Source organism: Naumannella huperziae, assembly GCF_054073625.1.
The window spans coordinates 752792-766848 of record NZ_JBSXPH010000001.1 but is presented as its reverse complement, the minus strand read 5'-3'; the positions used below and the strand labels follow the sequence as shown (position 1 = coordinate 766848).

General features: G+C 70.1%; 13 protein-coding genes. 5 read left to right on the top strand and 8 right to left on the bottom strand.

Features of this window, described 5'->3' with window-relative positions; translation table 11 throughout:
* Positions 1–132: 132 nt before the first annotated feature.
* The 5 genes from ACXDC7_RS03605 to ACXDC7_RS03585 form a co-directional block, all read right to left on the bottom strand.
* Positions 133–1863 carry a hypothetical protein gene (locus tag ACXDC7_RS03605; protein ID WP_459221217.1) on the bottom strand — a complete coding sequence of 577 codons (1731 nt, stop codon included), beginning with the start codon at positions 1861–1863 and terminating at the stop codon, positions 133–135.
* 199 nt (positions 1864–2062) lie between these two features.
* Entirely contained in the window at positions 2063–3106 is a 1044-nt protein-coding gene (locus tag ACXDC7_RS03600; protein ID WP_459221216.1) for a hypothetical protein, read from the bottom strand.
* 242 nt (positions 3107–3348) lie between these two features.
* Positions 3349–5178, bottom strand: a complete 1830-nt coding sequence (locus ACXDC7_RS03595; RefSeq protein ID WP_459221215.1) for an ABC transporter ATP-binding protein — start codon at positions 5176–5178, stop codon at positions 3349–3351.
* A complete protein-coding gene (locus tag ACXDC7_RS03590) occupies positions 5175–7004 on the bottom strand; it encodes an ABC transporter ATP-binding protein (protein WP_459221214.1) in 1830 nt (609 codons plus the stop codon). Before ACXDC7_RS03590 ends, ACXDC7_RS03595 begins: the two co-directional genes overlap by 4 nt.
* An 85-nt stretch (positions 7005–7089) precedes the next feature.
* Positions 7090–7461, bottom strand: coding sequence for a hypothetical protein (locus ACXDC7_RS03585; protein ID WP_179444789.1), 372 nt, complete (start codon positions 7459–7461; stop codon positions 7090–7092).
* Between the two features lie 36 nt (positions 7462–7497).
* Between ACXDC7_RS03585 and ACXDC7_RS03580 the strand changes: the two genes are divergently transcribed.
* On the top strand, positions 7498–7902 hold the full coding sequence (locus ACXDC7_RS03580; RefSeq protein WP_459221213.1) for a hypothetical protein: 405 nt from the start codon (positions 7498–7500) through the stop codon (positions 7900–7902).
* A 46-nt stretch (positions 7903–7948) separates the two neighbouring features.
* On the opposite strand, the gene ACXDC7_RS03575 is transcribed toward ACXDC7_RS03580, so the two are convergent.
* Positions 7949–8815 (bottom strand): dimethylarginine dimethylaminohydrolase family protein, encoded by an 867-nt coding sequence (locus ACXDC7_RS03575; RefSeq protein ID WP_459221212.1) that lies wholly within the window; start codon positions 8813–8815, stop codon positions 7949–7951.
* A gap of 175 nt (positions 8816–8990) precedes the next feature.
* On the opposite strand from ACXDC7_RS03575, the gene ACXDC7_RS03570 reads away from it, so the two are divergent.
* The gene (locus tag ACXDC7_RS03570) at positions 8991–9584 is read left to right on the top strand and encodes a mycothiol transferase (protein WP_459221211.1); all 594 of its coding nucleotides are present in this window, start codon (positions 8991–8993) and stop codon (positions 9582–9584) included.
* Positions 9585–9647: 63 nt separating this feature from the next.
* On the opposite strand, the gene ACXDC7_RS03565 is transcribed toward ACXDC7_RS03570, so the two are convergent.
* Complete coding sequence (locus tag ACXDC7_RS03565) at positions 9648–10550, bottom strand: hypothetical protein (protein ID WP_459221210.1); 903 nt, start codon at positions 10548–10550, stop codon at positions 9648–9650.
* Between the two features lie 135 nt (positions 10551–10685).
* On the opposite strand from ACXDC7_RS03565, the gene ACXDC7_RS03560 reads away from it, so the two are divergent.
* Positions 10686–11156 (top strand): low molecular weight protein-tyrosine-phosphatase, encoded by a 471-nt coding sequence (locus ACXDC7_RS03560; RefSeq protein WP_459221209.1) that lies wholly within the window; start codon positions 10686–10688, stop codon positions 11154–11156.
* On the opposite strand, the gene ACXDC7_RS03555 is transcribed toward ACXDC7_RS03560, so the two are convergent.
* Entirely contained in the window at positions 11134–11607 is a 474-nt protein-coding gene (locus tag ACXDC7_RS03555) for a hypothetical protein (protein WP_179444795.1), read from the bottom strand. The genes ACXDC7_RS03560 and ACXDC7_RS03555 overlap by 23 nt on opposite strands.
* A gap of 173 nt (positions 11608–11780) precedes the next feature.
* Here ACXDC7_RS03555 and ACXDC7_RS03550 point away from each other — a divergent pair, with 173 nt between their 5' ends.
* Entirely contained in the window at positions 11781–12473 is a 693-nt protein-coding gene (locus tag ACXDC7_RS03550; RefSeq protein WP_179444796.1) for a response regulator transcription factor, read from the top strand.
* Between the two features lie 5 nt (positions 12474–12478).
* On the top strand, positions 12479–13900 hold the full coding sequence (locus tag ACXDC7_RS03545; protein ID WP_179444797.1) for a sensor histidine kinase: 1422 nt from the start codon (positions 12479–12481) through the stop codon (positions 13898–13900).
* The last annotated feature ends 157 nt before the right edge of the window (positions 13901–14057 follow it).

Genomic DNA, 14057 nt, shown 5'->3' with positions numbered 1-14057 from the left:
ATCGGCGCCCCGCAATGACGCGGTTTCCGGAACGAGGACCGCGGCTCAGCGCCAGATCGGTGCGCTCACCCCGATCCGACGGGCACACGCGAAGCGGGCCCGGCACGAAGCCGGGCCCGCTCGGTCGATCGGTCAGGAGACGCGGCGCCGCAGCACCAGCACGCCGGCGGTCAGCGCCGTCAGGGCGCCGGCCAGGACCACGCCGAGCGCCGGGGCGCCGGTGTCGGCGAGGCCGCCGCTGGTGTCGGTGTAGCGATCGTCGTGCCGGCCCGCAGCATCGTTGTTCTTGTGTGGCTTGGCGGGCTTGTCGGGCTTGTCGGAGAGATCGCCGAAGCCGAACTCGGCCTTCTCCTTCACGCCGTTGCCGGTGATCGTGTAGGTGGCCTTGGCGCGGGTCCCGTCCTTGGCGAACCGGCAGTTGAACACGAGCTCGTAGGTGCCCGGCTTGGTGCCCTTCGGCAGCTTCGCCCCGGCGGGTTCGCAGACCAGGTTGCGGAAGTCCGAGAGCTTCATCACCAGGTCCTCGGTGAGCGGGGCCTTGCTGATCGTCACGGTCTTGGTGAAGGTGAACTTCCCGCCCTTCCTGACGACAGCCTGCTTCGGGTTGAACGTGCCCTCGCCCACCTTGACGACCGGCTTCGGCGCGGGCGGCGGGGTGTTGCCGTCGTCGACCGGCTCACCAACGGCGAAGCTGCCGGTGGCGAGGACGATCGGGTCGCTCCCGCCGCGGGCGACCATCCGGTACTTGCCGCGCGCCTTCGTGTTGTCCCGCAGCAGCGTGCAGTCGATGGTCAGGGTGTGCTTGCCGAGCTTGGGATCGGTCTGGCTCGGGCTTTCGGGCTCGCAGCGGACGTTGTCGGTGTCGCTCAGTTCGACCGCGACCGTGAAGCCCTCGGCGTCACGACCCGAGACCTCGAACGGGAAGCCGAGCCGGAACGTCGCACCCGCCTGCAGCGGCAGCCGGGACGGGTCGATCGTCGGATCGCCCGCGGTGATGTCCAGTTGCGTCGGGTCGGCGATCGGGAGCGCGCCGGACATCAGCTCGTCTCCGCTGACCTCGCTCGCGAATCGAACGGAGGTCGCCTTGTCGTCCTCGGTGATCGTGCAGGTGATCGTCAACGCGTACGTGCCGGCGGAGTCCACCCGCTTCGTGGCCGAGGCCGGCTCGCAGGTCAGGTTCTGCAGGTCGGTCACCACGGCATGCAGGGTGGGCGGGTCGCTGAAATCGCCGTCGCCCACCGTGAACGGGAAGGTGATGACCACCTTCTGCCCCGCCTTGGCGACGTCGGTCGGGCTGGCCGACGGCTCGCCCGCGGTGACCTCCGGCGGCGCTGCCTGCTCGGCCTTCGCCTTGGCCGCGGCCTCCTGCTCGGCCTTGGCCTTGGCCGCAGCCTCCTTGTCGGCCTTCGCCTTGGCCGCGGCCTCCTGCTCGGCCTTGGCCTTGGCCGCCGCTTCCTCCTCGGCCTTCGCCTTCGCCGCAGCCTCCTGCTCCGCCTTCGCGGTGGCATCGGCCTGGGCGGCCTGTGCCTGGTCGGCGTCGGCCTGCTTCTTTGCCGCCGCCTCCTTCTTGGCCTTGGCCTTGGCCGCCGCTTCCTCCTCGGCCTTCGCCTTCGCCGCAGCCTCCTTCTTCGCCTTCGCCTTCGCCGCGGCCTCCTTCTTCGCCTTGGCCTTCGCGGCGGCCTCCTTCTTGGCCTTCGCCTTCGCCGCGGCCTCCTTCTCGGCCTGCGCGCTGGTGGCGGTCTCCGTCTTGGCGGTCGAGTCGTCGGCGCTGGCCCAGCCGGCGCTGCCGAAAGCGAGACCGGAGCCCGCGAGAGCGATCGCGGCGAGGCCGGCGGCGGCACGGCGGGCGAAGAGATTCGTCATGTCAGATCCCCTGGGGTCAGCGGGCGGCGGGACCCGTCCCACGCTGACCATAGACAATTCACAGGCTCCCCGGAAGACCCCGGCGGTGCCTTTGTCGGCGAACCGTCCTCAGCTCGGGTACGCGAAAGGCGGGCCCGGCCGAAGCCGGACCCGCCTTCTCGTGGGGTCAGATCACTGTACCCGGGTGATCAGCCTGCGATCACTTGTTGCGACGGCGCAGCATCAGGCCGCCGGCGGTGGCGGCGGCGACGCCACCGGCGAGCACGACGCCGAGCGCCGGAGCACCGGTGTCGGCCAGGCCGCCCTTGGTGCTGGTGCCCTTGTCGGACTTGCCGTTGCCCTTGTCCGAATCGTCGTCGGTGTCGAGCGAGCCGTAGCCGAACTGCGAGGTGATCGTCTTGATGTCGTCACCGCTGATCGTGTAGGTGGCCTGGGCCTGCTCGCCGTCCTTCACGAACTGGCAGTTGAAGACGAACTCGTAGGTGCCGGGCTTGGTCCCCGCGGCGAGCTTGTCCTCGGTCGGCTCGCACTTGAGGTTCTTGTAGTCCGACAGCTTGATGACCAGGTCATCGGTCAGCGGGCCGTCGGAGATCACGACCTGCTTGGTGAAGGTGAACTTGCCACCGGCCACCACCTTGGCGCGGGTCGGGTTGAAGGTGCCCTGCTTGACCTCGACCTTCGGCGCCTTGACCGTGGGGGTCGCCGACGGCGACGGGGTCGCCGTGCTGCTCGGCGGCGTCGTGGTCGTCGGCTCGGTGGTCGGCGAGGACGGCTCGGTGGTCGGCGAGGACGGCTCGGGGGTCGGCGACGAGCTCGGATCCACCGGGTCCGGATCGAATCCGAAGTTGCCCTGGTGGATCTCGGTGCCCTCGTAGACGAACGAGTAGTGAATCTGGGCGTTGTCGTCGGTCTTCGGCGTGCAGGTCACGGAGACCGACTTGGTGCCGGTGGTGCCGGTGGGCAGGCTGCGCGTCAGCGGGTCGCACTCGAGGTTCTGCGCGTCGGACAGGTTCAGCGTGATCGGCGTGCTGGCCTCGACACCGTCAGCAACGGTGACTTCCCAGGTAGCGGTGAACGACTCGCCCACCTTGACCCGCTCCGGGTCGAAGACGGCGTTAGCAACGGTGACGTCACTGGGATCTGCCGAGGCGGTGCCGGCGAAGCCGTAGAAGGCAAGGCCCGAGGCGGCCAGCGCCACGCCGGCGAGCCCGGCGGCGGAGCGCCGCGCAAAGGTCTTGGTCATGTGTGTTCTCTTCCCCACGTTGTCGAAGAATCGGACAGGGCTCCCATCAAGCCCTGACGGGAACCTTAGAGAATTCATATGTTTGCGCAACCCCGGGCGCCCCCTCCGGACACCGCCCGGGCCCGGGGCTACCCGCCGCTGACCCGCGCCAGCACTGGCTCAGCGTCCGATCACCCACCCATCGTGTCACCCCAACACTGCGAGAAAATCACTCCAACATGCGAGACGGTTACCCCGGCGAGTCACGCCAACGAGCCCGCCCACGCCTCGTACAGCCGGGCGTAGCGCCCGTCGCGCCGGTTCATCAACTCCGCCGGGCTGCCGTCCTCCAACACCTGGCCGTGCTCCAGCACCAGCACCCGATCGGCGATCTCGACGGTACTCAACCGGTGCGCGATGATCACCGCGGTCCGGTCGGCCAGCACGGTACGCAGGGCCCGCTGGACCAACCGCTCGCTGGGAATGTCCAGGCTCGACGTCGCCTCGTCGAGGATCAGCACCGCCGGATCGGCCAGGAACGCCCGGGCGAACGCGATCAGTTGCCGCTGCCCGGCCGACAGTCGGCCGCCGCGCTTGCCGACGTCGGTGGCGTACCCGTCGGGCAGCGAATCGATGAACGCGTCCACCCCGACGGCGCGCGCGGCCGCGCGGATCTCCTCCGCCGATGCCCCGGGCCGGCCGAAGGCGATGTTGTCGCCGATCGTCCCCTCGAACATGAAGTTCTCCTGGGTGACCAGCAGCACCCGCTCGCGCAGCTCGTCGTCGGCGAGCCCGCGCACGTCCACACCGTCCAGCAGCACCCGCCCGCTGGTCGGGTCGTAGAACCGCGCGAACAGCTTCGCGATCGTCGTCTTGCCCGCGCCGGTCGTGCCGACCAGGGCGACGGTCTGTCCGGCGGGGATGGTCAGGTCGAGGTCGGGCAGCACGGGTACGCCGTCGACATAGGAGAAGCCGACGTGATCCAGGCGCAGCTCGCCGCGGGCGGCGGCGGGGCGTACCGGATCGGCCGGCTCGGCCACGCCCGGGCGCTCCTCCAGCACCCCGGACAACTTCTCCAGCGCCGAGATCGCGGACTGGAAGGTGTTGTAGAACTGGCTGATCTCCTGCATCGGCGCGAAGAACATCCGCAGATAGAGCAGGAAGGCCGCGAGCACGCCGAGGGAGATCTCGCGCTCGAGCACCTGCGCGCCGCCGAACACCACGACGGCGCAGATCGCCAGGTTCCCGACCAGCCCGACGGCCGGCATGAAGATCGCGACCAGCCGGAAGGCGTCGAGGTTCGCATCGGCGTACCGGCGGGACAGCCCGGAGAAGATCTCGTCGTTGCGGCCCTGCCGGCGGTACGCCTGGACGGCGCGGATGCCCGTCATCGACTCCACGAACTGCACGATGACCAGGGCCGACAGCTCGCGTACCCGGCGATAGATCCGGGAGCTCTGCCGCGCGAACCAGCGGACCAGCAGCATCAACGGGACGAACGTGAGCAGGCAGATCAGACCGAGCTCGAAGTCGAGGACGAGCAACAACACACCGACGCCGACCATGGTCAGCACCGCGGTGATCAACGAGTCGACGCCCGCATTGACCATCTCCGCGATGGCCTCGACATCGCTGGTCAGCCGCGAGACCACCCGCCCGGAGGTGTAGCGATCATGGAACGCCACATCGAGCTTCTGGAAGTGCCCGAACAGCCGGCGCCGGATGGTCAACAAGATCCGCTGGCCGATCCGGCCGGACTCGCGCAGGAACCAGATCCGCGCGAGCGCCTGGCAGATCACCGCGACCACCATCACCGCGATGATCTCGATCAGCACGGTCGGCGAGCCGCTCTCGGCCAGCGGCGGGATGCCGAGGTCGATCCCGCGCTGGACCAACCAGGGGATGGACAGCCGGGCGGCATTCTCGATCAGCACGGCGAGCAGCAGCAGCCAGGCGATCCGGCGGTAGGGGCGCAGCAGCTCGCCGAGCAGTCGCCGGCTGCGCCGGCGCAGGAAGACGGAGCCGGCCTCGGTGATGTCCTGCGCTCCCTCGGCGGCGACGCCGCGCCAGGCGTCGGTGGTCTCGACCGTCATCGGGCGGCCTCCAACTCGTCCAGCTCGGCCTCGCAGTCGAACTCCGCGGACAGCAGTTCGCGATAGGCGGGTACGCCGGCCAGCAGCTCCGCATGCGTACCGACGGCGGCGATCCGGCCCTCCTGCAGCAGCGCGACCCGATCGGCGAGCAGGACGGTGGAGGCCCGGTGGGCGACGATGATGCCGGTGGTACGCCCCCGCCCGAGCACGGTACGCAGCGCCTCCTCGACCAGCGCCTCGGTGTGGATGTCGAGGGCGGACAGGGTGTCGTCGAGGACCAGCACGGCGGGCCGGGCAAGCACCGCGCGGGCCAGTGCCAGCCGTTGCCGCTGGCCGCCGGACAGGCTCATCCCCTGCTCCCCGATCCGGGTGTCGAGGCCCCACGGCAGGTCGCGCACGAAGCCGGCCTGGGCGAGGTCGAGCGCCGCGTCGATCTCGGCCTCGGTGGCGTCGGGCCGGCCCAGCGTCAGGTTCTCCCGGGCCGACATCGAGAACAGGGTCGGGTCCTCGAAGGCGGTCGCCACCAGCGTGCGCAGATTGTCCAGCCGCAGGTCCCGGACGTCGACGCCGTCGAGCAGCACCTGCCCGCCGGTGACATCGAGCAGCCGCGGGATCAGGGCGGTCAGCGTGGTCTTGCCCGAGCCGGTACCGCCGACCAGCGCGAGGGTCTCGCCGGGCTCGACGACCAGGTCCACGCCGTCCAGGACGTCGACATCGCCGTCGGGGAAGCGGAAGGCGACATCGCGCAACTCGACCCGACCGGCGGCAGCGGTCAGCTCCCGCGGGCCGTCGGTGATCAGGTTCTCGGTGTCGAGGATCTCGGCCACCCGGTCCGCGGCGGTGAAGGTCTCCTGCGCCATCGCCAGCAGGAAGCCCAGGGCCGCGACCGGCCAGATCAGCGACAGCAGCAAGGTGACGAAGGCGATCAGCGTACCGAGCGTGACCGCGCCGGTCGCCGCGGCGTACGCGCCGATCCCGAGCACGATGATCAGCGTCAGGGTGGGGATCACCTCGAGGAAGGTCCAGAACCGGGCGGACAGCCTGGTGCGGGCGACGGAGGTCTCGTAGAGCAGGGTGGCGCGGCGGTTCATCTTGTCGAACGCGTACGCATTGCGGCCGAAGGCCTTGATCACCCGCAGCCCATGCACACCCTCCTCGATCGAGGAGGCCACATCGCCGGTCTGGTCCTGGACCTGCCGGGACAGCCGGGTGTACTGGCGCTCCATGTGCAGGCAGAGCCAGACGATCGGGACGACCGAGATGGCCACGATGATGCCGAGCGGCCAGTAGAGCTGGATCAGCAAGATCACCACGATGGCGATCTGGACGATGTTGACCACCAGGAAGTTGAGGCCGAAGCCGAGGAAGCGGCGCAGGTAGCCGAGGTCGGTCATGATCCGGGACAACAACTGGCCGGATTCCCACTGGCCGTGGAAGCTCATCGGCAACCGCTGCAGCCGGTGATAGAGCGTGGTGCGGATCCGGTTCTCCGTGGCCAGGCCCGCGCGAGAGGCGAGCCAGCGGCGCAGGAACAGCAGCAGCGGCTCGACGATGCCCAGCGCGAGGACGAGTGCGCCGAGGGCGTACAGGCCGATGTAGTCCGAACGCGCGACCGGGCCGTCGATCACCCAGCGGGTGAGCAGCGGAATGGCCAGCGTGGCGAGCACGGCGCCCAGGGTGGCCAGGTAGCTGATCGCGAACCGGCCGCGCCACGGCACGATCGCCCGACGGAACCGCCACATCGAGGTCCAGTTGTGCCGGCGGCCGCGCGGCGGTGGCGCCAGGACGTCCTGCTCGCCGAGCGGGCGGGCCGGGTCGGACGACATGGATCTCCTTCGGGTGAGCGCGGGAACGTCTGCCATCCTGCTCCCTCAACCGTCGTCGAGGTCAACCGGATATCCGGCGCGCCCCTCAGCCGCCGGCGGCCGGCACCGCTGACCAGATCGACGCGACGCGCAGGCAGAGCACCGCGACGGCGACCAGACCGATGGCGAGCACGCCGGGGCCCCAGCGCGAGGCGTCGGCGATGCCCCAGATCGTGGCGGCCGGGGGCACGACCACGGCGGCAATCAGGTACGCCACGAGCACCGGCCCGTCGACCACGCGGCCGGTGGCGACGAGCGCGGCGGCGAACACGCCGAGCTGGACGAGGACGCCCAGCTCCAGCAGCCCGATGCCGTAGATCAGCAGATTGCTGACCCGCAGCTCGCGCCAGGCGTGGTACCCGGCGAACAGCGCGAGCAGCAGCGCGACGACACCCAGGGCGTACGGCAGGACGAGCACCGCCGCAGCGTAGCGCCGCGCACCTAGGCTGGGCCGGTGAGCCAACCCGCGCCCCACCCCGAGCGCTCGTCCGGATTCGGCCGCGCGCTGATCGCCGTCTATGCGATCTTCGCGCTCGCCGCGACCGCGCGCTCGGCGGTGCAGTTGATCACCCGCGGCGGCGAGGCACCGCTGGCCTATGGGCTGTCGGCATTCTCCGGGGTGATCTACCTGGTCGCCACGGTCGCGCTGGCCAGGCGCGGGCGGTTGGCGTACCTGATCTCCTGGCTGACCATCACCGTCGAGCTGATCGGCGTGCTGACCATCGGCATTGCCAGCCTGACCCACCCCGAGCTGTTCGCCCGCGACACGGTGTGGTCCCGGTTCGGGATGGGCTATCTGTTCATTCCGCTGGTGCTGCCGATCGTCGGGATGTGGTGGCTGCGCCGGGTGGGCCGGTGATCATCGATTCGTGATCATCGATTCGTGATCATCGGGTCGGTGGTGATCAGGGGAAGGTGATGTCCAGCGGGTTGCTCAGGCAGCGCGCCGAGCCGCCGGAGAGCTGGAACTCCGACAGGTCGAGCGCGACATGGCGCAGGCCGCGACTGTCGAGCTCCTTGATCAACCGATCGTCCAGTCTGGGCCCGAGCACGGTGTCGCCGACCACGATGCAGTTGGCGGCGAAATCCAGTGCCTCGTCCACGCCGAGGGTGATCGGATCGGGTACGCGGGCCAGGAGCGCGTCGGCGTCGGCCGGATCGAAGGCCCCCGGGCAGACCAGCGCGGCGGTCTCGGTCAGCGGGCAGAAGGAAAGATCGAGGTGGAACATCGCCGGGTGGGTGATCGCGATGCCGACGGTGGGTACGCCCATGATCGCGCCGACCCGGTCGACGGCCGCGGCCTGGCTGCGCGGCCCGTGGCCGATGATCAACTCGTCCCGCCACCAGAACGCGTCGCCCGACTCGAAGTGCGGCGCGGGGGAACCGTCGGTATCGAGCTGGGTGGTGTCGGCGAGCTCCGGCGTACCGATCCAGTGCAGTTGGTAGCCGTGCTCGGTCAGCCACTCGGCGACGGCCGGGGTCTCCAGGCGGCGCTGCGGGTAGCGCATGTGGCTGAGCAGGGCGTGCCGCTGGCCGGCGCGGGTCCAGACCTGCGCGAGGTTCATCGCATAGACCATGTCGGGGCAGTCGGGGCTCTGGTCGAGCACCTCGACGGAGCCGCCGGCGGCATCGATCGCCTCGATCAGCGACTGCCACTGGGCGCGAGCCCGGGCGAGGTCAGGCTGCTGGGTCGGATCCATGTACGGGTTGATCCGGTAGTCGATCCGGAAATGCTCCGGGTCGACCAGTAGATAATTCCGCCCCCAGTCCATCTGACACCACCTTTCGTCGCGACTCGACGTATTCATAACAGAATCTGGCGTCGTCGTCGCGCCGTCTCGTCGGGTCCATTGTCCACCCACCGGCGCCGGCCTCGTGCGGACCGAAGCTGTCCGGATAGGGGGTCAGGGTGTCGGTGCAGGTCACGGCACAACCAGGAGGACAGACATGTACGCACCGGCCGAACACGACGAGGTCACCGGGCTCGCCAACTATGTGGACAGCCAGCTCGACGCGATTGCCGCGGCGGCGACCGGGCTCACCGAGGATCAGGCCCGGGAGACGCCGCTGCGCAGCGGGCTGTCGATTGGCGGGATCGCCAAGCACATCACGGCGATCGTCCGCACGGCTCCCGGCCGGATTCGGGACGGCGCCCCGACCGAAGAGATCACCGCGGACCAGATCGCCGCGCATGAGGAGCAGTTCGTGGTCGGCCCCGAGGAGACCACCGCGGGCATCCTGGCCGAGCTTGCCGCGGCGCGCGGCGAGCTGCGGGAGGCAATCCTCGCCAGCGATCCCGATCAGCCGACCCACGATGCACCGGCGCCCTGGTTCGGCATCCTCGACGCCCGGCCCATCCGGCAGCGCTTCTACCTGGTGCATCTGATCGAAGAGATTGCCCGGCACGCCGGGCATGCCGACATCATCCGCGAACAGCTCGACGGCGTGCAGGTGCCGAGCCTGGAACTGCGCGCGGCGGGCGTACCCGCGAACGAGTTCATCGGCGACTATCAGCCCGCCCCGGGCACCATCGGCGCCTGAGGCATCGTGCGTACCGACGTTTGCGTCAATAGTGACGCAAACGTCGGGACGCACGATCTGCCCTCAGCTCGCCTCGCGCAGGTCGAGGGCCCGACGCACCTGTTCCAGCCACGGCGCCGGGTCCAGCCGCAGCCCGAGCAGGGGAATCCGGAGCACGCGGTCGGACTGCAGCACCAGCTCGTTGCTGCGCAGCTGATCCTGCAGTGGATTGAGGCCCCAGCCGTGCTGGGCGCCGTCGATCTCGACCACAAGGTTGTGCTCGTCGAAATGGCAGTCGAGGTAGACCGCGCCGCGAGGCCCCGCGCGCGGCACCTGCCGGCTCGGGGCCGGCAGCCCGGCACGAACGCACAACCGGGCGAAGTCGAGCTCGCCCAGCGACTCGGCGCCGGCGCAGACCGTGGTGATGATCAGGTCGAGCCGCATCGGCCGCCTGCCGGATTCGAGCCAGGCGGCGAGCAGCGCCTCCGGGTGGATCAGCCGTTGCTGGACCGGCAGGCAGACCAGCAGCGCGGCCTGAGTGTCCGAGACGGCCCACCGCGCGGCATTGAGCACAGCCAGTTCGCGCGCCAGCCGCGGGACGCCGGCACCGTCCAGGGCGCCTCGGATGCGACGGCGATGCAGCCGGACACCCGGCCCGCGGTGTGCGCGGGCATTCGGCGGCACCCACACGTCGATCACCGAGGCGTCGAACTGCCTCATCCCGGCACCGATCAGGGCTGCGGCCCCGTCGAGGATGGCTCGCGGACCGGCCTCCCATACGGCGCGCCAGAGCGGGGCGCGGCCGCGCAGCTCGCTGCCGTCGGGGGAGATGGTGTTGCGACCGACGGCGCTCCAGTAGCCGCATCGCAGCTCGGTGCGCAGCTCGTGGCGGCCGACGCCGGCCGCAAGCAGCGCCCGCCGATGGACCACCCCATCGTGATCGTCCGCCAGCTCGGCGGCGAGCCGGCGGCGGGTGGCGCGATTCATGCCACCAGCCTGTCGGGGCGTCACCCCGCTCCGCTCGCCGAGCCGAGGGTTGTCCACAGGGCAGATCGTGCGTACCGACGTTTGCGTCACTATTGACGCAAACGTCGGTACGCACGCTCGGTAGGCTCCCGGAGCGTGACACGACCGCATGTGATCTTCGTCTGCTGGGGCAATATCTGCCGCTCGCCGATGGCGGCCCAGGTCGCCCGGAGGTACGCCGACGACGCCGGCGTCGACATCGCGATCAGCTCGGCCGGGGTCAGCGCGGAGGAACTGGGCAATCCCATCGACCCCCGCGCGGCCCGGACACTGCGCGAGCACGACTACCCCGTCGACGACCACACCGCACACCAGATCGACGCCGCGGAGATCCGCGACGCCGACCTGGTCATCGCCATGGAGGACATCCACCTCGACCGGATGGCCCGCATCCTCGGCGAGCCGCTCGGCGACAAGGGCCGGCTGCTCACCGACTTCGACCCGGCCGCCGAGCCGGGCTCCGGCGTACCCGACCCCTGGTACGGCGGTCAGGACGGCTTCGAGAGCACCCTCGCCACGATCGAGGCGGCGATGCCCGGCATCGTCACCGCATGCCGAGCAGATTGATCCCGAAGGTGGCCAGCGTGCCGAAGACGATGCCCCAGAGCACGATGGAGATGGTCTGCCAGATCAGGACCTGATCCCGCGAGGCGCCGAAGGAGACCATCGCCATCGAGGTGATCTGACTCGGCAGCACGGTCTGCCCGAGCAGGCTCACCCCCGGCACCCCGAACCGGTCGAACATCCGCTTCAGCCGGGCCCGCTTCGGCGTGGTCTCCGTCCGTCCGCCGCGGACCGCGCCACGCACCTTCGCGGCGCCCAGCACCAGCACCGCCATGCTGATGAAGTTGCCGACCACCGCGGCGCCGATCGCCACGACGGGCGGCAGTCCGATCACCACTCCGATCACCGAACCGAAATAGGACTCCACGAACGGGATCGCGCTGACCGCGATCACGGCCAGCCACTGCACCGCCTCGGGCGTCGTCTCGGCGAAGCCTCTGATCGCGTCGAGCATTTCCTTCTCCTTCTGATCGCTTGCGGTCCACACCATCCAATCGGCCGGTCGGCGCCGCGGGCAGTGTTGGTGATCACGGGCTTGCGGGTACGCCTCATCGCGACGACGTGACGAACGTCAGGGCGCGGCGCGACATGCCAGCGACCGGGCGCGGTCGTGACACACTGTCCGCCATGCAGATCCTGGTGGTGGACGACGATCAGGCGGTACGCGATTCGCTCGCCCGGTCGTTGCAGTACAACGGCTATGAGGTGAGCACCGCCTCCGACGGTGTCGAGGCGCTGGCCAGCCTGTCCGCCGACCGTCCCGATGCGGTGATCATGGACGTGATGATGCCCCGGCTGGACGGCCTGGAGGCCACCCGGATGCTGCGCCAGATGGGCAATGACGTGCCGATCCTGGTGCTCACGGCGCGCGATGCCGTGAACGACCGTGTCGACGGGTTGGACGCCGGCGGCGACGACTACATGGCCAAGCCGTTCAGCCTCGACGAGCTGCTGGCCCGGCTGCGGGCGCTGGTCCGGCGGGCGGGCGCGGGCGAGGAGAGCGAGGAGGACAAGGAGACCCTGACCTTTGCCGACCTCAGCCTCAATGTGCACACCCGCGAGGTGTTGCGCGCCGGACGGCACATCAACCTGACCCGCACGGAGTTCGCGCTGCTGGAGACCTTCCTGCGCAATCCGCGCCGGGTGCTGGAGCGGTCCTGGCTGCTGAACGAGGTGTGGGGCTTCGACTTCCCGACCACGGCGAACTCGCTGGAGGTCTACATCGGCTACCTGCGCCGCAAGACCGAGGCCGAGGGCGAGGAGCGCCTGATCCACACCGTGCGGGGCGTCGGCTACGTCCTGCGCGAGACCAACTCCTGAACCCGATGCGGCTGCTGCGCCGGATCTTCGGGGCCCCGTCGCTCCCCCGCCGGATCACCTGGCTGACCACCATCGTGGTGGCGGCGGGCGTCTGGATCGCCGGCCTCTCGGCGTACTTCGTCACCCGGCTCGTCCTGTTCGACCAGCTCGACCGCGAGCTGATCTCCGTCGCCACCACGGCCTCGCGCACGGTCGCCGCCGATCTGAACACCATGGGCGGGCTGAACGCCGAGGCGCTGAACGCCGTCAACGTCACGCTCGTCGTGGTCGGTGCGGACCGGCAGCCGATCACCATCCAGAGCGCCCCGCGCACCCTGCAGTGGGGCACGCCCGAGCTGGCCGTGGCGCGCCTGCAGGAGGGTTCCTCGGCGCGTACCGGCCGGGCCGATGACGGTACGCCCTACCGGATCGTGGCCGTCCCGATGCAGGTCAACGGCCACCCGTATGCCCTGGTGATCGGCCGCGACCTGGGGCCGACCACCAGCGCGCTGGCCACCTTGTTGATCACGGTGATTCTGGTCGGCGCGCTGCTGGCGCTGGCCGCCGCGGTGGTCGGCGCGCTGGTCGCCCGATCCACCCTGCGGCCGCTGCGCGAGCTGTCGGCAGCGGTCACCCGGATCACCCGGACCGACGCCCTCGACCCGATCGAGGTGCACGGCGACGACGAACTGTCCCGGCTGACGCGCTCGTTCAACACGATGCTGTACTCCCTCGGCAGTTCTCGCGCGCGGCAGCGCCGCCTGATCGCCGACGCGGGCCACGAACTGCGGACGCCGCTCACCTCGTTGCGGACCAATATCGAACTGCTCGTCGCCGACCAGCGATCCCACATGCTGCCCGACTCCGCACGCGAGGAGATCCTCGGCGACATCTCCGCCCAGCTTGCCGAGTTCACCACTTTGATCCAGGACCTGGTACAGCTCGCCCGCGAGGACCGGATCGAGCCCACGCGCGAGGAGATCGACCTGCGCGACATCGTCACCCACGCCCTGGAGCGGGTACGCCGACGCGGCCCCGGGCTGCACTTCGATGTCGAGCTGAATCCGCTCTACCTGATCGGCGAGCCGGACACCCTGGAGCGGGCGGTGACCAACCTGCTCGACAATGCGGTGAAGTTCTCCCCGCCGGGCGGCACCGTGCGGGTCTACCTGGACGGTGATCAACTACGCATCGCCGACGAGGGCCCCGGCATCGCCGAGGAGGACCTGCCGCACGTCTTCGACCGGTTCTATCGCGCCGATGCGGCGCGCAACACCCCCGGCACCGGCCTCGGCCTGTCGATCGTCGCGCAGACCGTCGCCCGGCACGGCGGCTGGGTGCGGGCCTCCCGGTCGGCGCAGGGCGGCGCCGAGTTCACGCTCCGGCTGCCCGGCTCGACCACCCCGCTGGACGAGCCCGCCGAGCCGGCCCCGCAACAGCTCATCTGAGGGCCCGGGCCCTCATGACCAGGCGCTTCGACCCCGGCGTGGGTGCGCAGACTGCGGCGTGCGGGTAGCGTGCGCCGGTATCGCGGTCGCGGCAGCAACCCGCGCCGGCGCGGACCGCGGATTCGGGGCCGTGATCGAGGAGGTCGGGGTTTGGCCT